Annotated in this window: 14 protein-coding genes and 1 other annotated feature; of the genes, 4 read left to right on the plus strand and 10 right to left on the minus strand. The window is 41.0% G+C overall.

What is annotated here, in order from left to right:
* Positions 1-84 precede the first annotated feature (84 nt).
* Positions 85-1,491 (plus strand): NADP-dependent phosphogluconate dehydrogenase, encoded by a 1,407-nt coding sequence (gene gndA / locus M0M83_RS06165; RefSeq protein ID WP_125893308.1) that lies wholly within the window; start codon positions 85-87, stop codon positions 1,489-1,491.
* A gap of 190 nt (positions 1,492-1,681) precedes the next feature.
* The gene (locus tag M0M83_RS06170) at positions 1,682-2,863 is read left to right on the plus strand and encodes a multidrug effflux MFS transporter (RefSeq protein WP_248467868.1); all 1,182 of its coding nucleotides are present in this window, start codon (positions 1,682-1,684) and stop codon (positions 2,861-2,863) included.
* A gap of 88 nt (positions 2,864-2,951) precedes the next feature.
* On the opposite strand, the gene M0M83_RS06175 is transcribed toward M0M83_RS06170, so the two are convergent.
* Both M0M83_RS06175 and M0M83_RS06180 read right to left on the minus strand, forming a co-directional pair.
* On the minus strand, positions 2,952-6,095 hold the full coding sequence (locus M0M83_RS06175; protein ID WP_248467870.1) for a M66 family metalloprotease: 3,144 nt from the start codon (positions 6,093-6,095) through the stop codon (positions 2,952-2,954).
* A gap of 321 nt (positions 6,096-6,416) precedes the next feature.
* Positions 6,417-6,914, minus strand: a complete 498-nt coding sequence (locus M0M83_RS06180; RefSeq protein ID WP_213913478.1) for a YbaK/prolyl-tRNA synthetase associated domain-containing protein — start codon at positions 6,912-6,914, stop codon at positions 6,417-6,419.
* Positions 6,915-7,246: 332 nt separating this feature from the next.
* Here M0M83_RS06180 and M0M83_RS06185 point away from each other — a divergent pair, with 332 nt between their 5' ends.
* Both M0M83_RS06185 and M0M83_RS06190 read left to right on the plus strand, forming a co-directional pair.
* Positions 7,247-9,424 (plus strand): TonB-dependent receptor, encoded by a 2,178-nt coding sequence (locus M0M83_RS06185; protein ID WP_213913479.1) that lies wholly within the window; start codon positions 7,247-7,249, stop codon positions 9,422-9,424.
* Between the two features lie 62 nt (positions 9,425-9,486).
* Positions 9,487-10,473 carry an ABC transporter substrate-binding protein gene (locus tag M0M83_RS06190; protein WP_213913480.1) on the plus strand — a complete coding sequence of 329 codons (987 nt, stop codon included), beginning with the start codon at positions 9,487-9,489 and terminating at the stop codon, positions 10,471-10,473.
* Positions 10,474-10,506: 33 nt separating this feature from the next.
* Here M0M83_RS06190 and hisIE read toward each other — a convergent pair whose 3' ends face one another.
* Genes hisIE through hisG form a run of 8 tightly spaced genes read right to left on the minus strand, consistent with a single transcriptional unit; the run spans position 10,507 to position 17,583 of the window.
* Positions 10,507-11,118, minus strand: coding sequence for a bifunctional phosphoribosyl-AMP cyclohydrolase/phosphoribosyl-ATP diphosphatase HisIE (hisIE, locus tag M0M83_RS06195; protein ID WP_125893294.1), 612 nt, complete (start codon positions 11,116-11,118; stop codon positions 10,507-10,509).
* A complete protein-coding gene (hisF, locus tag M0M83_RS06200; RefSeq protein ID WP_213913482.1) occupies positions 11,112-11,888 on the minus strand; it encodes an imidazole glycerol phosphate synthase subunit HisF in 777 nt (258 codons plus the stop codon). Before hisF ends, hisIE begins: the two co-directional genes overlap by 7 nt.
* Positions 11,870-12,607, minus strand: a complete 738-nt coding sequence (gene hisA / locus M0M83_RS06205; protein ID WP_248467872.1) for a 1-(5-phosphoribosyl)-5-[(5-phosphoribosylamino)methylideneamino]imidazole-4-carboxamide isomerase — start codon at positions 12,605-12,607, stop codon at positions 11,870-11,872. Before hisA ends, hisF begins: the two co-directional genes overlap by 19 nt.
* A 5-nt stretch (positions 12,608-12,612) precedes the next feature.
* Positions 12,613-13,206 (minus strand): imidazole glycerol phosphate synthase subunit HisH, encoded by a 594-nt coding sequence (gene hisH / locus M0M83_RS06210; RefSeq protein WP_125893288.1) that lies wholly within the window; start codon positions 13,204-13,206, stop codon positions 12,613-12,615.
* Complete coding sequence (gene hisB / locus M0M83_RS06215; RefSeq protein WP_125893286.1) at positions 13,206-14,273, minus strand: bifunctional histidinol-phosphatase/imidazoleglycerol-phosphate dehydratase HisB; 1,068 nt, start codon at positions 14,271-14,273, stop codon at positions 13,206-13,208. Before hisB ends, hisH begins: the two co-directional genes overlap by 1 nt.
* A 13-nt stretch (positions 14,274-14,286) precedes the next feature.
* Positions 14,287-15,357 (minus strand): histidinol-phosphate transaminase, encoded by a 1,071-nt coding sequence (hisC, locus tag M0M83_RS06220; protein ID WP_213913484.1) that lies wholly within the window; start codon positions 15,355-15,357, stop codon positions 14,287-14,289.
* A gap of 3 nt (positions 15,358-15,360) precedes the next feature.
* A complete protein-coding gene (gene hisD / locus M0M83_RS06225; protein ID WP_125893282.1) occupies positions 15,361-16,677 on the minus strand; it encodes a histidinol dehydrogenase in 1,317 nt (438 codons plus the stop codon).
* A gap of 6 nt (positions 16,678-16,683) precedes the next feature.
* A complete protein-coding gene (hisG, locus tag M0M83_RS06230; protein ID WP_004256451.1) occupies positions 16,684-17,583 on the minus strand; it encodes an ATP phosphoribosyltransferase in 900 nt (299 codons plus the stop codon).
* A 53-nt stretch (positions 17,584-17,636) separates the two neighbouring features.
* Positions 17,637-17,764: a sequence feature (His leader region), on the minus strand.
* Between the last annotated feature and the right edge of the window lie 206 nt (positions 17,765-17,970).

Here is a 17,970-nt window from a genome sequence, read left to right on the forward strand (position 1 = left end):
CAATCCTAGGTTAATATGTGATCCCGTTAACAGAATGTCAGCACGGTCGAGGCTGACTTAGTCCTAATCAGACAGGAGTTGTTCATGTCAAAGCAGCAGATTGGTGTTGTCGGAATGGCAGTCATGGGGCGTAACCTTGCGCTCAATATTGAAAGCCGTGGTTACTCAGTGTCTATCTTTAATCGTTCTAAAGATAAAACAGACGAAGTGATTGCCGAAAATCCAGGGAAAAAATTAGTTCCCAACTATACGATTGAAGAGTTTGTTGACTCTCTGGAAAAACCTCGCCGCATCTTGTTGATGGTAAAAGCGGGTGAAGCAACGGACAAAACCATTGCCTCGCTGACTCCTCATCTGGACAAAGGGGATATCTTAATTGACGGTGGTAATACCTTATTCACTGATACTATCCGTCGTAATCGTGAATTATCCGAGCAAGGCTTTAATTTCATCGGAACTGGTGTTTCAGGTGGTGAAGAAGGTGCACTTAAAGGTCCTTCAATTATGCCTGGTGGCCAAAAAGAAGCTTATGAATTAGTTGCGCCAATCTTAAAAGAAATCGCAGCACAAGCCGAAGGCGAACCTTGCGTGACCTATATTGGTGCAGATGGTGCGGGCCACTATGTGAAAATGGTTCACAATGGTATCGAATATGGTGACATGCAGTTAATTGCAGAAGCCTATTCATTATTAAAAGGTTCACTGAACCTCAGTAACGAAGAATTAGCAGGTATCTTTGCTGAGTGGAACAAAGGTGAACTGAGCAGCTACTTAATTGAAATCACAGCTGATATCTTCAAGAAAAAAGATGAAGAGGGTAAATATCTCGTTGATGTGATCCTCGATGAAGCCGCTAATAAAGGTACTGGTAAATGGACTAGCCAAAGTGCGCTGGATTTAGGCATCCCTCTGACTTTAATTACTGAGTCTGTCTTTGCGCGTTATATTTCTTTCTTAAAAGATCAACGTGTTGCGGCATCTAAGGTATTAACAGGTCCAGTCCTAAAAGCGGTTGAAGGTGATAAAAAAGACTTTATTGAAAAAGTTCGCCGTGCGCTGTATTTAGGTAAAATTGTGTCTTATGCACAAGGCTTCCAACAACTAAAAGCGGCATCAGAAGAGTATAATTGGGATTTAAACTACGGTGAAATCGCAAAAATCTTCCGTGCTGGTTGTATTATTCGTGCGCAGTTCCTGCAAAAAATTACGGACGCCTATAACCAAGATGCGAAAATTGCCAACTTGCTGTTAGCTCCATATTTCAAGCAAATCGCTGACGAATACCAGCAAGCACTGCGTGATGTTGTTTGCTATGGCGTACAAAATGGTATTCCAACACCAACATTCTCCGCCGCTATTTCTTATTATGATAGCTACCGTTCAGCAGTATTGCCTGCAAACTTAATCCAAGCGCAGCGTGACTACTTTGGTGCTCACACTTATAAGCGTACCGATAAAGACGGTGTTTTCCATACTGAGTGGATGGAATAAAATTCGTTATCATTTATTTTTGATAACACAAAAGGCGCTAGGTTTAGCGCCTTTTTTGACTTTGAAGAGCAGTAAAATGTTTAATTTATAATTATAAGTAACTTATTAATTTTGTGGTAATTTTTGATTTATTTTCATTGATTATATCGCATGTTTTCTGAACTACATTTATTGAGTCTAGGCATGGTTTATGCGTAATTTTCTTATCTTATTACTTTTATTAGTATTACTTGGTCCATTAGGGATTGATTTATATTTGCCAACAATACCTGATATTGCGAGGGATTTGGGAAGTAGTGAGTCAGTGATTCAGTCTACGATTGCCTTGTTTATTTTAGTTTTGGGGTTAGGGCAGTTAATTTCGGGCCCATTAGTTGATAGATATGGTCGAAAACCTATCGCGATTTTGGGCATCGTGTTGTACATCATTGGTTCAGGTGTTGCTATTGTGGCAACAACACCCACAATATTTATTGCCTCGCGTTTATTACAAGGGGTTGCCGTTTGTTGTACTTCGGTGGTGGCATTTAGTTGTGTTCGTGACCGAATGAATGGCACAGAAGCGGCTCGAGCCTTTGGTTTCTTAAATGGGACATTAAATATTGTTCCCGCGTTAGCGCCACTACTAGGAGGTCTGCTGGCAGAAGCATGGGGCTGGCGGGCACCGTTTTGGTTTCTTGCTTTGTATGCATTGGTCATATTAGCGCTAATTGTGTTTTTGTTACCGGAGACACGTCCAGTTAATTTACCTAAAGCCAAAGTTATTCCGCTGAAAACCTATTGGCGAATTTTGGGAAATCATCAATTTATTATTTTTGCTTTAGTGAACGCAGGCACGATGGGTATGGCATTAACATATGTGTCACTTGCACCAACTGTGCTGATGGGGGATGCCGAATTAACCCCGCTTGAGTTTTCTATAGTATTTGGTGTTAATGGTTTTTGGATCATGTTTGCCAGTTATATCGCTAATTACTTTATTCATAAAATAGGGCGACCAACCTGTTTATTAGTGGGTAGTTTAATGATGGTACTTGGCTGCTTAGGATTATTGCTAGGTTTTATCGTATTGCCGATAGAAATACAAAGTCATTGGCTTGTTTATATGTTACCTGTCGCTTGTGCTTGTACAGGGCTAGCTTTTATGATGGGAACGGCGACAAGCTATGCTTTAGAACCGTTTGGTAATGAAGCAGGCACCGCATCTGCCTTAGTGGGGTTTGTTCAAATGGCAGGGGGAGCAACTCTCGGACTTTGTGCAATCGGTTTGCCTATCGCGCCAAAAATGTCATTGGCATTAGTTATGTTGGTAGGCTGTTTGTTTGGATTGCTTGCAAGAAAAAAGAGTTTATTTCTTGTTAAATCAATATAGAGTAGGCCGTTTGAAGATTTTATTTTTCGTTATGTCGTATATAGTTATCACTAATTAATTTAGGTAATTAGTGATAACTTAGATAATATTATGCAATATCACCATTAATCGTTGTTAGGAGCTTATTCTTTTTGATTTCAATTTCTCTAGAATGAACAATTTTATTATCAATATAAAGATTAGCTTTTATAGGATTCAAACTTCGTTCAATATTAATATGAAACTTATTCATCATCTCTTCATTTGAACGGAAGTTATTAAGTTGGTAGTGGCTTATTGTTCCATCTTCAAAAATAACCTCTAAATATGGCATTTGAGTATCTATTTTTTTATCATGACTATAAACCATGCCATAAGAACCATATAAAGAAGGGTAGATATAGCTATCGATTACATCTTTAGGGTCATAGAACCCCATTAAAGTCACAATAGGTACTCCTTGTTTATAGGGAACTTTATAGAGGATTGTTTCATTATTATCTTTTCTCTTCCAATTGTAACAATCTGAAATATAGCAAATTAAATCATTTTTTTTGATTGGTTCAATCTGGTTGTTAATATGAAGCTCACTATCGAAATCTGCGCCTGACTCTATTCTTAAAACGGCATTTTTGTTATTTTCATTTGCTAATGGAACGTTAATTCTTGGGGCGTGATAACCATTTCCATTATAAATAGTAACGTTATTATTTTTTTCTAATAGTGAGCTTAGGTCGTCAATTGTAATATCTGAACCATTTATTGCAGTAAACTCGATGGCATTAAATGGGGAAAGGTCTAAGTATGCATCTACCATTTCCTTTATTTCTGGATCCCATTTTTTATATCCTGTTTTTGATTCAGGACTAAATACATAGCTATTTTCCAATCTATTTTGAATTGCAATGAAAGAGCTGGGCGTATAAGCCGTATAAGCGTTGTAACGAGTATCATAAGCTTCACCTCCACTCATTGCATCATGATTTAATGTACCATCTTGATATGTATTTGGAATAAAATAGTTATTATCTGAATCCCACAGCCAGGTTGAATTTCTTTTATTGGCAGTAGCATGGGAGCCGCCTTCATCTCCTCCATAGTAATCACTTAAGCCAAAATTATGGCCGAATTCATGACTAAGTTCGTTACTATCTGTCCTATTTAAGGTTGCTTTACCTCCACCACCAGACCAGCCGTGGACGACTCTACCATTTTTATACATCCCGACAGAGTTATAGGCAGTTATTTGGGAGGTTGGAACAAAAGAATCAGCATCAGGAGCCGAACTATTGACACCATAATTTGCCATATTAACGCCGTTAGCGTAAAAGTCTTTCGTGATCCACTCTCTCATGCTACCACTATGGCCGCCTCCTTCATCGGGGGCTTTGTCTGTAAAAACTCGACCATCAGGCATAACCACTTTTAATAAATGGATGGGTTCGTAGCGAGAAACGATGAGTTTTTTGACTGGGATCGTTTGATAATACTGACGATTTAGTTCAAATTTATCTAGAAAAAGAAGCGTGTCTCTTGGTGGTGTCAGCAATCCAATATCAAAAGTATTAATGAGTAACTCATTTGGTGCACCTACATCAATATGAGATAACATGCTTTTCTGACCTTGATAAATAAATTCAAGTTTTATCTCAGGATGGATATATTCTTTTGGGATTGTCGTAGACCATGTATTCTCGATATATTCGAAGTTGTTAATAAAATTTTCTTTATTATTTTGATTAATAGGAACCCATTTTTTATCTAAATCATAGGTAAAAAGGATACTTTCACCCGTTTGTAGCTTCAAGGTATTTTTTCCATAATGAATTTGGCTACTATATGATGCATTCGAACTAAATAGTATTTTTTTATTATGAAATGCATCATTTTTATCAAGAGTGAAGTCACGACTCCAATTACCATCACTTGTAGATATTTTTATCGAATTATTGTTTTTTATTAATTGATTGAAGTGCTTTTGCTTTTTGGAAATTTCGATAATCGCTTTATTATTATCTACAGTAATATCGAATTTACTCGGATGTGAATCGTTAATTTTTGATTTGTTATCAGGAACTAAAATATTTTTCCATATTCCATTAGAATTACAATGGAATAGTAATAAACCGTCTTTTTTTAGTTCGTAAACTTTATTTTTAGTTTGGATAAAGGTGGGCTCTTCGGATTCTGATGTAAATATAATTTTTTTAGAGGCGAATTTTTTGTTCTGCATGAGTGTGAGTTTTTTGACTCTATCATAATCCATTTTAGTTATTTTTATGGTGCCATTTTTTTCTAGTATATCTTCAAAGAACTCGGTATCTATTTTTTCTCCATCTATATCTGGTAGATTACCAATTTCATAATCGATAACTGGAAGCGTGTTTGAATGTGTTTTTTTAGGTGGGCTGTAATATTTTATTTGTTTAACGTCGTCCTTTGTTAGCCAATACCCATTTTCATCGCATATAAATCGAGTCGCTGATTTTGATGGTAGAGTGACGGTGTTATTACCATAGTTAACTTCAATTTCATTATTATTAGTGTTGTGTAGGGTTACCGTTTTACCGCTATAGTTGATGTTATTATGTAGAATAAACGGTTTTTCTACATGATTAAGTTTTAAGTTTATTCTATCATTATTTAATATTGTTTCATGTAAGTGGTTTTGATTTTGGGATATTTCGATTAATTCACTGTTAGACCTAATGATAAGGTCGAATTTTACTGGCGATTTAAAATCATGAGGCGATAAATTAGTTTCTTTTAGGCTGTTATTGGCTATTTTTGGGAGTTTAGATGGAGGGGATAGTAGCTTGTTTATTATTAGCTCATCATTCTTATCATAAATATTTAATTGAATCTCATTGAATTCAGGGATATGTGCATGAGGTTTAAACATAATTAATGTTTTTCGCTCTTTAACTAATTTAGGCTTGCTATCTCCATCTATATGGAGTTTAGATGGGATGATATTAGCTTGAGCGAAAAATACATTTCCTTTTAACTCCCCCGTTACATCACTCGTGAGTCGGTTATTGTTGAAATAATGTTTGCTTTTTTCATTTTGTAAAAAGGAGAGATTGTCAAACGATTTGTTTATTTCTGATATTAAATGAAAATAATCAATAACGGAATTAAATTCATTTTTGGTGTCTATAAATGAATGGTTTTCTTTAATTGAATGTGAGTAGTTATTTAAGCTATTAATAAATAATAAAGATGAGGTCGGGCTTAAGTTTTTATTTGGCATAAATATTATCTTATCTGTTTTGATTTAGTAGAAGCGGGTAGGACTTATAGTTGATGGTAAAATAAAATATCTTTAAAAAAAAGATATTTTATTTAATAGTTACTCCTAAATGATACGCGAAGTATTGGAAGACACACTATGAGTGAGGAAACTAATTTTATTTGAATTTGTGAGGTTAAAATAAATTATTACTAAACAAGCCAATGATTACTTGGTGTAATGCATATTGACGGTGAATGCATCACCAGAGAAAGCGTTCTGTGGTAAATATAAATAATTGATGGAGGGGGATCCGGTGGAGTCCCCATTTTGTATAAAGGACTAATTATCTTCTGTGCGAATAAACTCAACTAAAGTCGGTGCAGCTATTCTTTGATAATCTTCTGTATTTAAAATAATAGAGCGCTCTAATGTACCTGCATTAAAGGCGAGCTCTTCAAAGCGTTCAAAAAGTAGTGGGTCCGCAATTAATTTTAAATTGGGGTGAAAACTAAAAGGGGGGATTGCCCCGAATACACACTGAGTGAGCTCATCAACTTCCTTTGGGCTTGCTAGGGATGCGCGAGTCCCGCCAATCGCGGTGGCAACCTTATTTAAGTCAGCTTGTTTATCGGCAGGTAAAATTGCCAGTACGTGTTGGCGGATCCCATTTCCTTTTACATGACAGACTAAACCTTTAGCACCTTGACCAAGTTGCGTACCACGTATTTTCGCCACTTCTTCTGATTTACCTGCAGTGGGATGCTCCATCACCCGATATTTGGCATTATTTTTATCAAGTAATTGTGTGAGCTGCAAAAAAATAGAATTTTCAGACACCGTTTTTTCCCTTTAAAACCACATCAATAGCAGGGAATGATATCAAGTTCATTGAGAGATACAATCGTAAAAAGAAATGAATCTAAAATCATACTGTTGGGAAATTTTTTAAATTGCATATCAGATGCTGTTTTTATCAGTATTGTTATCTTAATGCTGCTTTTTTCTATTGGATATTCTGCCTGTTATTTTATTTTTAATAAATTCAACTAATTATAAAAAAATATTTCAATGGGGTAATGAGAATACATATTGTTAAGAATTGAGTTTGATCATTTACGGTGCATTTTATTCTCGGTAATATAAAGTTTTATATAATGAAAATAGATAACATGAAACGTAAAATAAATTTATATGTTCTAATGCCTCTTATTGCAGGGATCGCCCCATCATTTGTTGCTGCACAATCCTCTGAGCAACCTACGAGTTCCAAGCAAGACAAAATGTTGGTGACAGCGGCTTCAGGGGATGTCACAACAGAAGCTCAAGCCGGCGCGGGCTTCTTTACCTCTCAAATTGATTTAGGCCCGTTAGGGGATTTGGATTGGATTGATACTCCCTATTCCACAACAACAATCAGTCGTGAAATGATTGATAATCAGCAAGCGAAAAGTATCAGTGAATTACTTAAATATGCCCCGAGTACTCAAATGCAAGCACGTGGAGGAATGGATGTGGGACGCCCACAAAGCCGTGGGATGCAAGGAAGTGTCGTAGCGAATAGTCGGTTAGATGGCTTGTATGTCGTCTCTACAACGGCATTTCCGGTTGAAATGTTGGATAGAGTGGACATTATTAATAGCCTTACGGGGTCTTTGTACGGTCCTTCTAGCCCTGCGGGTCAATTCAATTTCACGGCAAAACGCCCTGAAGATATTCAGCGATTATCTTTAGGTTATCAAAGTCGCAATGCCTACAGCGGCCATGTTGATCTTGGGGGATATTTTGATACAGATAAGCGCTTTGGTTATCGTTTAAACTTAATGGATGAAGAAGGAACGGGAAATTTAAAGGATAGCACTCTACGTCGTAAGTTGGCTTCTGTTGCCTTTGATTGGAACATTCAACCGGGGACACAGTTACAGCTCAATGCTAGCCACTATAATTTTGTACAAAAAGGGTATGTGGGGAGCTTCAGCTATGGCCCTAAAATTAATTTACCAAAAGCACCGGATCCGCAAGATAAAAACTTAGCTATGCACACCGCGGGGAATGATTTAACCACAGATACAGTGAGTACTCGCTTACTTCATGATTTTAATGAAGATTGGACATTGAATGCCGCAGTCGGATATCAACAAGCAGATAGAGCGATGCGCACGGTGACCAGTATGGTGGTCAACGATAAAGGTGACATTAAGCGTTCACTCCGTGACTCTCCGGCTTCTGGGCGTTTTCGTGTACTTAGTAACTCAGCGACACTTAATGGACATGTAGACACGGGGGCTATCGGACACGATTTATCATTCGCGACGAATGGCTATATTTGGTCTATTTATAGTGCAAAGGGGGCAGCTACGGCCTATGACCTTGGCTCAACGAATATGTACCACCCATCGTCATTGATAGAACCTGCAAATGGTAAAATTTACACTGGCGGTTCACGCTATAAATCTGCGGAAAATAGTCAACAAAGTATCACTATCGGCGATACCGTTACATTTGACCCACAATGGTCAGCGATGTTTTATCTCAGCCAAAGTTGGATAGAAAGTCGTAATTTTGACAAACAGAACCATAAAACCAGCCAAACTAACGCCAAGGGGTTAAGCCCAAATGCTGCCGTGATGTACAAAATTACTCCACAATTGATGACTTATGTAAGTTATGCAGACTCATTGGAGGAAGGGGATACGGCTCCGATAGGACAAGGCGTTAAAAATGAAGGACAAACTTTAGACCCATATCGTAGTAAGCAATATGAAGTGGGGGTTAAAGCCGATGTGGCTGATTTAAACCTTGGTGTGGCACTGTTCCATTTAGAGCGGCCATTTGCTTATGTGGATAGCGATAGTGTGTTTCGTGAGCAAGGCAAGCAAGTGAATAGAGGGCTTGAGTTAACCGCCACAGGTCATGTGTGGCAGGGGTTAAATGTTTATAGCGGCATAACATTTTTAGACCCTAAACTGAAAGACACAGGCTCTCCAACCACTCGGGGCAAACGCGTGGTTGGAGTTCCAAAAGTCCAAGCGAATATGCTAGTTGAATATGCGCTGCCAGCTATGCCTGAGTTGGTTTACAGCGCAAATGTGCATTACACCGGTAAACGAGCAGCAAATGATACTAACTCAAGTTGGATTGGTAGCTACACAACGTTAGACTTAGGAACTCGCTATAGTACGAAAATTAGCCAAGTCCCCACCACTATTCGCCTCTCGGTCGATAATGTCACAGACGAACGTTATTGGGCGTCTATTTTCCCATCAGGCAATAACGGCCAAGGTGGCGGTAATAGCGCATTCTTAGGCTCTGGCCGTGAAGTTCGCGCAACTGTCACATTTGATTTTTAATAGCCGAACAATAACTGTAAGGAGCACCCTTCTTTATGATGAAGTAAAGAAGGGGCATTAAGATGAGAAAAATAACGTTCTTACAATCCGTGATTTTGCTTGCCGGGTTACTCGTCAGTAGCTTATTAAATGCAAAAACGGATAACCCCGAGTTGCGTATTGCAACACCATGGCCTGCACAGAACACCATTATTATGATGTTGGGTTATGGTGAGCAAATCGTTGGTACATCAATGATAGCGAAAAAAATTCCACTATTTCGTCAAATGTTACCCAATATTGATAATGTTCCAGTTATCAGTATTAGCAATCAATTAAATCCAGAGCAAATAATTTCATTACGTACGGAATTATTGTTTGTGGCGAAAGGTATGGAAGTCCCTCAACGGGATATACTAGAAAGTGCAGGGGTAAAAGTTGTGGAGTACCCTGCAAATTCATTAAAATCGTTACAAGAAAGGGTGCAAGCCACAGCAAAAGAACTAGGACCAGATGCACAAAATAAAGCGATTGAATATCAACGCTATTTTGACCGTAATATCAGGTTGGTAAATGAACGCTTAGTCGGGTTAACAGAAGCAGAAAAACGCAGTGTGTATCATAGTATGGGAAATACATTATTTACCTCGGGGCGCCCTTCGTTAAATCAAGATTGGATGGATCTAGCGGGAGCCAAAAATGTGGCTGAAATTTGGTTTTCGGATAAAAAAAATAACTCAGGTGAGGTATTACTGGAAACGATTATTGCAGCCAATCCCGATGTAATTGTCGCAATGAATAAAGAAGATGCGAATATCATCCGAACGTCTTCCCAATGGAAAGCCATTAGCGCGGTAAAAAATCAACGGGTGTATGTCAACCCAAAAGGGATGTTTTGGTGGTGCCGTGAAACCTCAGAAGAAGCATTGCAATTTTTATGGTTAGCACAAACGCTTTATCCTGAGCGCTTTGCGGATATCGATATAAAACAAGAGACTGCCGATTTTTACCTGAAATTTTTTGGAATTTCACTGAGTGATGCGCAAATCGAGGCTATTTTGCACCCATAAAATAAACTGCCAGCGAGGCTGGCAGTTTATCGATTACTGATGGCGCTCTTTTAACCGCTTGATTATCGTGCTTAAATCAAGTTCTTGGTCTTGCAGTAATACCATTAAATGGTACATCAAATCAGCGGCTTCATTGGTCAGTTCTGCGCGGTCATTAACGGTTGCCGCCAATGCGGTTTCAACCCCTTCTTCACCCACTTTTTGCGCAATACGTTTAGTACCGCTCGCATATAAACGTGCGGTATAAGAGCTTTCAGGGGAAGCGGTTTTACGCTCTTTGAGTAAGGTTTCTAACTCAAACAAAAAGCCCCAGTCACTTTGTGCAGGCGCGAAGCAGCTTTGTGTGCCGTTATGGCAAGTAGGGCCATCGGGCAGTGCGAGAGCCAGCAGGGTATCGCTGTCACAGTCAGGGTAGATATCCACTAAATTTAAAAAATTATTGGAGGTTTCGCCTTTCGTCCACAAACGTTGTTTTGTGCGAGAGAAAAAGGTGATTTTACGGCTGTCTAAAGTGACTTTTAGTGCTTCAGGGTTCATATACCCAAGCATTAGCACATCACCTGAAACCGCGTGCTGTACGATAACAGGCATCAGATTATCGACTTTTTGCCATGCCAGTTGGCTACATTGTTCTGTGGTTAACATACTCTAATTTGAACTCCATTTTCGGCTAGGTATTGTTTTAAGTCACCGATATTAATAATTTGTTTATGAAATACAGAAGCGGCAAGCGCGCCATCAACACCTGCGTCAGAGAAGGCATCAAGGAAATGCACTTTTTCACCTGCACCGCCAGAGGCAATTAATGGCACTTGGCAGACTTCACGGACTTTCTTGAGTTGTTGTAGATCATATCCTTGGCGTACACCATCTTGGTTCATCATATTTAACACAATTTCACCCGCGCCACGTTGTTGCACTTCTTTTACCCAATCAAGGGTTTTCCATGTGGTTTGTGTGGTGCGTTTTTCATCACCGGTAAATTGGTAAACGAGATATTCGCCTGTGCTTTCATCGAACCAAGTGTCAATACCGACGACGATACATTGTACGCCAAAGCGTTCAGCTAAGCGGCTGATTAATGTTGGGTCAGATAACGCAGGGGAGTTGATGGAAATTTTGTCAGCGCCAAAAGAGAGAATTTGTGCAGCATCATCAACACTTTTAATCCCCCCTGCGACGCAAAAAGGAATATCAATCACTTCAGCGACTTTAGCAACCCAGCTTTTATCTACCACTCGGCCATCAGACGAGGCGGTAATATCATAAAACACCAGTTCGTCAGCGCCTTCTTGGGCGTAGCGTTGTGCTAATGGAACAATATCACCGATGATTTCGTGGTTACGAAATTGGACACCTTTAACCACTTGACCGTCGCGAACGTCCAAACAAGGAATTATGCGTTTTGCCAACATTTGATTGCCTCCGCAACGGTGAATTTACCTTCTAATAATGCACGACCCACAATCACGCCAGCCGCACCAGATGGCGGGATAGCCGCGATATCGTCTAAATCCCCAATGCCGCCCGATGCTTGAAAAGCAATATCAGGGAATTTTTGGCTAATTTCTTGATATAAATTCACATTAGAACCCGTCAATGTTCCATCTTTGGAAATATCCGTACAAAGAACATGTTTTAAACCATAAGGGCGATATATTTCAATGGCTTGTTCTAACGTTAAATTTGAGTTCTCTTGCCAACCGCTAATGGCGATTTCTTTTATGCCTTTGTCATTAATACGTACATCTAAGGCAAGTACGATGGCCTCACCACCATAGGTTTCAAACCAGGTTTTGACCAGCTCAGGTTTAGTGACCGCCGTTGAGCCGATGACGACGCGGGTCGCTCCGGCTTCCAGTAAGGCTTTAACATCTTCTTCGGTACGAATACCACCACCAACTTGTACTGGAACACTGACGCCAGCTAATAATTTTTTGAGCAGCGGAATTTGGCGTTTTTGCGGGTCTTTAGCACCCGTTAAATCCACGAGGTGCAATAATTTTGCCCCTTCTTTTTCATATTGCTGCAAACGTGGGAGCGGGTCATTGCCATAATCAGTTTGCTTGGCGTAATCCCCTTGGTGCAATCGCACCACCGTGCCATCAATTAAATCTAATGCAGGAATGATCATGGTAATTACATCTCCAAAAAGTTTTGAATCAAGCGTGAACCCGCGGTGCCAGAACGTTCTGGGTGAAATTGGACACCATAGAAGTTATCGCAATTCACCGCGCTGCTAAACGGGTTGCCATACTGGGTTTGCGCAATGGTATGACTGGAAATTGGCATCGAATAACTGTGTACAAAATAGAAATAGGCGTTATCTGGGATATCGCGAAACAGTGGGTTTCCTGCTAGCGCTTTGACTTGGTTCCAGCCGCTATGTGGAACAGGAAGCCCATTGGCATCCATTTTTTGTACAGGGCTATCAATTAACCCCAGTAATGGCACCGTAGATTGGCCTTCTTCACTAAAGGAACCGAGTAATTGCATACCTAAACAGATGCCTAATACTGGTTGGGTCAGTGCTTTGATTAACGGCACTAATTCACGTTCAGTCAGCTTTTCCATGGCTGCGCTAGCCGTACCGACACCGGGTAAAAAGACTTTGTCGGCTTGTAAAATGGTGTTGGTATCGCGACTCACTACAGGGTTATAGCCTAGGCGTTTCACCGCATAGGTTACGGAGGCTAAATTTGCACAGCCGGTATCAAGGATGACAACGTTCATTACAGAACCCCTTTCGAGCTAGGTAACGTATCCCCTTCAACACGAATTGCTTGGCGCAGTGTGCGGCCGAACACTTTAAACAAGCTTTCTGCTTTGTGGTGATCGTTTTTCCCTTTGGTTTTCAGGTGTAACGTACAGCCCATTGCATAGGAAAGCGAGCTAAAGAAGTGCTCAATCATTTCTGTGCTTAAGTCACCGACGCGTTGGTATTTAAATTCGGCTTTGTATTCAAGGTGTGGGCGGCCAGAAATATCCAGCGCGCAGCGCGCTTGGCATTCATCCATTGGCAGCACGAAACCAAAACGTGCGATACCGCGTTTATCGCCAAGTGCCACTTTCAGTGCTTCACCTAGTGCAAGGCCGGTGTCTTCCACGGTGTGGTGGTCATCGATAAACAAGTCACCATTGACCTCAATGTTTAACCGGAAACCGCCGTGAGTGGCGATTTGGTCTAACATGTGGTCAAAGAAGCCCACGCCAGTGCTAATTTTGCTGCCACCTTCTTGGTCTAACCACACTTCGACTTGGATATTGGTCTCTTTTGTGACGCGTTTGACCAGTGCATGGCGGTTGCGTTTTGTTAATTGGGCGGTGATGGTTTCCCAGTCAAGTTCAGTTGGGTTATAACGTAACCCTTTGATACCCATATTTTTAGCGAGTTGAATGTCGGTTTCACGGTCACCAATCACATAGCTATTTTCGCTATCAAGGACATTGCTATCTAAATAGCGCTCAACTAGCTGAAGTTTAGGTTTACGGCAAGCGCAGTTATCTTCAGGCTTATGTGGGCAAATTAATACTTCATCAAATTTAACGCCTTGTGATTCAAATACCTGCATCATTAAATTATGCGGTGGCTCGAAATCTGCAGTTGGAAAGCTATCGGTGCCTAGGCCATCTTGATTGGTTATCATCACTAAGCGGTAATTCGCTTTTTGCAGGGCAAGTAAGCTAGGAATGACCGCCTTTTCAAAGGCGAGTTTACTTAAGCTATCAACTTGGAAGTCGGTTGGCGGCTCGGTAATTAATGTTCCATCACGGTCGATAAATAAAATTTTCTGGCTCATGAGTCATTCCTAATTAGCAAAGTGCTGCAATAGCTTCAATAACACGGGTATTTTCTATTTCTGTCCCAACAGTAATACGCAGGCAATTAATGAGACCGGGTTGTTTGCTCTGGTCACGTAAAATAATGCCTTGGTCCCACAGGGCTTTAAACACTTTATTACCATCGATAAAACGTACCAAAATATAGTTAGTTTCACTTGGATAAACGTGTTCAACCACCGATAAGTCGCGCAAAGCCTCACAAAGTGCAATGCGGTCTTCTGTTATCGTTGTTACGCGGTTTTTCATCGTCTCAATGCCTTGAGGTTCAAGAGCTTGAGCAGCAATCATCGCAACAGGGGTTGATAAAGGGTAAGGGGCGATAACCTTCAATAGCACTTCAATTACTTCAGGGGACGCTAAGGTAAAACCACAGCGCAAACCAGCTAATGCAAAGGCTTTGGATAAGGTTCTTAAAATAACGAGGTTAGGGTATTGCGCTAACCAGCTTGCCACACTGTATTCTGGGCAGAATTCAATATAGGCTTCATCGACAACGACTAATGCACGGCCCGCAGCCATATCTAGCACTTCGCGTAAATCTTTATTGTCGATGATATTGCCTGTTGGGTTATTTGGGCTGCAAATATAAATCAGTTTGGTATTGGATAGATTTTCACGGATCGCATTAACGTTTAATGCCCAGTCTGGCAACGCCATGATTTTCTTTTGTTCAACGCCAAAGGTTTCTGCACTGACGCTATACATGCCATAGGTTGGCGGGCAAAACATCACCGCATCTTTGCCTGGTTCACAAAATGCGCGGATTAACAACTCGATGGACTCATCGGCTCCACGGCAAACGAGTACTTGCTCGGGTTTAACTTTGGCGTAAGCCGCGTAGTTATTGATCACTGCAACCGGTTGGCATTCAGGGTAACGGTTAAGGTTACGTTCACTGAATTGGTAATCAGGTGCAAGCGGATATTCATTGGCATTGAGCCAAACGTCCCCATTTCCCCCTAAACGTCGTGCAGACATATAAGGCGTCATGGTTTTAACATTTTCACGTGCAAGACTGGCGGCATTAAATAGTTGGCTCATGACTTACTCCTGATTTTGTTTTTTTAGTTCGTTAACGCGTAAAGTAACGGCATTTTTGTGAGCCGTGAGTTGCTCTGCTTGAGCTAACGTTTCGATGGTGTCGGCTAAGCCTAATAAACCTTGTTTTGACAGTTTTTGGACTGTCATTCGCTTCATAAAATCCGCGAGCCCAAGGCTTGAATAGGTTGCGGTATATCCATAAGTAGGCAATACGTGGTTGGTGCCTGATGCATAGTCGCCAGCCGACTCTGGCGACCAGTCGCCAACAAACACCGAGCCCGCGCTAGTAATTGCATCTACTAAATCATCTGCATTGCGTGTTTGCAGTATTAAGTGCTCAGGGCCATAACGGTTGCTAATTTCAACGCATTGAGAGATGGAATCAGCGATGATGACACGGCTGGCGCTCAGGGCTTCTCTCGCAATTTCTGCACGTGAAAGTTGGGCTAATTGTTTTTCTGTTTCTTCGATCACGCGTTGGGCAAAGTTTTCATCGTCAGTTAATAAAATGACTTGCGAATCAGGACCATGTTCTGCTTGAGAGAGTAAATCAGAGGCCGTAAACGCGGGGTTTGCTCCGCTATCTGCGATCACTAACACTTCAGAAGGCCCTGCCGGCATATCAATGGCGGCTCCATCATGGCTTTGGCTCACTTGGCGTTTTGCTTCAGTGACATAGGCATTACCAGGGCCAAAAATTTTATCAACCGCAGGAATACTTTGGGTACCAAATGCCATTGCAGCAATCGCTTGCGCACCGCCTACTTGGAAAATATCGCTGATGCCACACAGTTTCGCTGCATACAAAATTTCATCGGCAATAGGTGGGGGCGAACACAAAATAATTTTGCGACAGCCTGCGATATTCGCTGGGGTTCCCAACATCATGACCGTTGATAACAGGGGGGCAGACCCTCCCGGAATATACAAACCGACTGCATCTATTGGGCGCGTGACTTGTTGGCACACGACGCCTGCCTGTGTTTCCACTGTAATCGGAGTGGGCTTTTGAGCCTCGTGAAAACGACGAATGTTGCTAATCGCTGTTTTCATTGCAGTTTTGATTTCATCACCAAGACGAGCCTCTGCTGCGTCAACCGCATTTGCAGGAATACGCACCGTTTCGATTTCAGCTTTATCGAAACGACGGCTCAGTGCTTTGAGGGCGGTGTCACCCTCGTTACGGACTTGGTCAATAATTTGGCTTACCGCAGTACTAATGCTGCCAGAGGCTGCAATCGCAGGGCGCATCAGTAAAGCACTTTGTTGCTCTTGGTTACAAGCCGACCAGCGAACAGGTTGGTTAAATCCCATTTTCATGGCAGCTTACTCCATCATTTTTTCGATTGGTAGAACAAGAATCGAGCTTGCACCTAGCGCTTTTAATTTTTCCATGGTTTCCCAGAACAGCGTCTCGGAGCTCACCATGTGCATAGCGACACGGCTTTGTTCACCCGCTAGCGGTAAAATGGTTGGGCGTTCAGCGCCCGGCAGCAAGGCAATGATCTCTTCCAGTGTTTCACTTGGTGCGTGTAACATAATGTATTTAGATTCGCGCGCTTGGATAACACCTTGGATGCGGGTCATCATACGGTCAATAAGTTGTTGTTTTTCCGGTGACATTTCGCCATCACGTTGAATTAAACAGGCTTTAGAGCGGTAAATGACTTCCACTTCTTTTAGGCCGTTTGCTTCAAGAGTTGCCCCTGTAGAGACGAGGTCACAGATGGCGTCGGAAAGACCAGCGCGCGGAGCGACTTCGACTGAGCCATTTAACAGACATGATTTAAATTGAATGCCTTTCTGGTCGAAATAGCGTTTTAACAAGTGAGGATAGGAAGTTGCAACACGTGAGCCATTTAGGCATTCTGCTCCTGTGTAGTTAAAATCTAATGGTGCGGCTAATGATAGGCGGCATCCACCGAAATCGAGGCGGCGTAGTGTTTTGTATTGAGGGTTTTCACCTTGAGCACGGCGGTTTAATAACTCTTCTTCAAGAACGTTTTCACCGATGATCCCTAAGTCAACGACACCGTCCATGACCAGACCAGGGATATCGTCATCACGAACACGAAGTAAATCAATAGGCATATTTTCTGCATAAGCAATCAAACGTTGTTGTTGTAAATTAATTTTGATTCCACAGCGAGAAAGTAATTCTCTTGATTCTTCACTTAGACGACCTGATTTTTGTATTGCAATACGTAAACGTGATTTATCCAACATGACTTTACCCTTATCCCTTTAAAATTTTTTGTTTAATAACTCTTTGTTCAAGAATAAAAAAACCCTCGGAAGATTATCTTCCGAGGGTTCTCTCAATTCGCATTTCAGCCACCGGAAGATTCGTTGAACGTCTTCCAGCACACATCGCCCGAAAGACTAGTCAGGATGATGGTGGTGATGATGGTTGCGTGAAATACGATTCATAATGTCTTCCGTTCTGTTATTTAAGTGAATGACTAAACATTCATTGTGCTAACTAAATACTCATTGCTATCCAACCTATCCGATTTCCCACTATGAATGCAACCTTTTTTTTAAAAATAACCAATAATAATTAGTTGTTCACTTTTTATAGTGATAAATCCCTCAGAAATTGTATTCGGAAGT

The sequence above is a fragment of the Providencia rettgeri genome (assembly GCF_023205015.1).
GTDB lineage: Bacteria > Pseudomonadota > Gammaproteobacteria > Enterobacterales > Enterobacteriaceae > Providencia > Providencia rettgeri_E.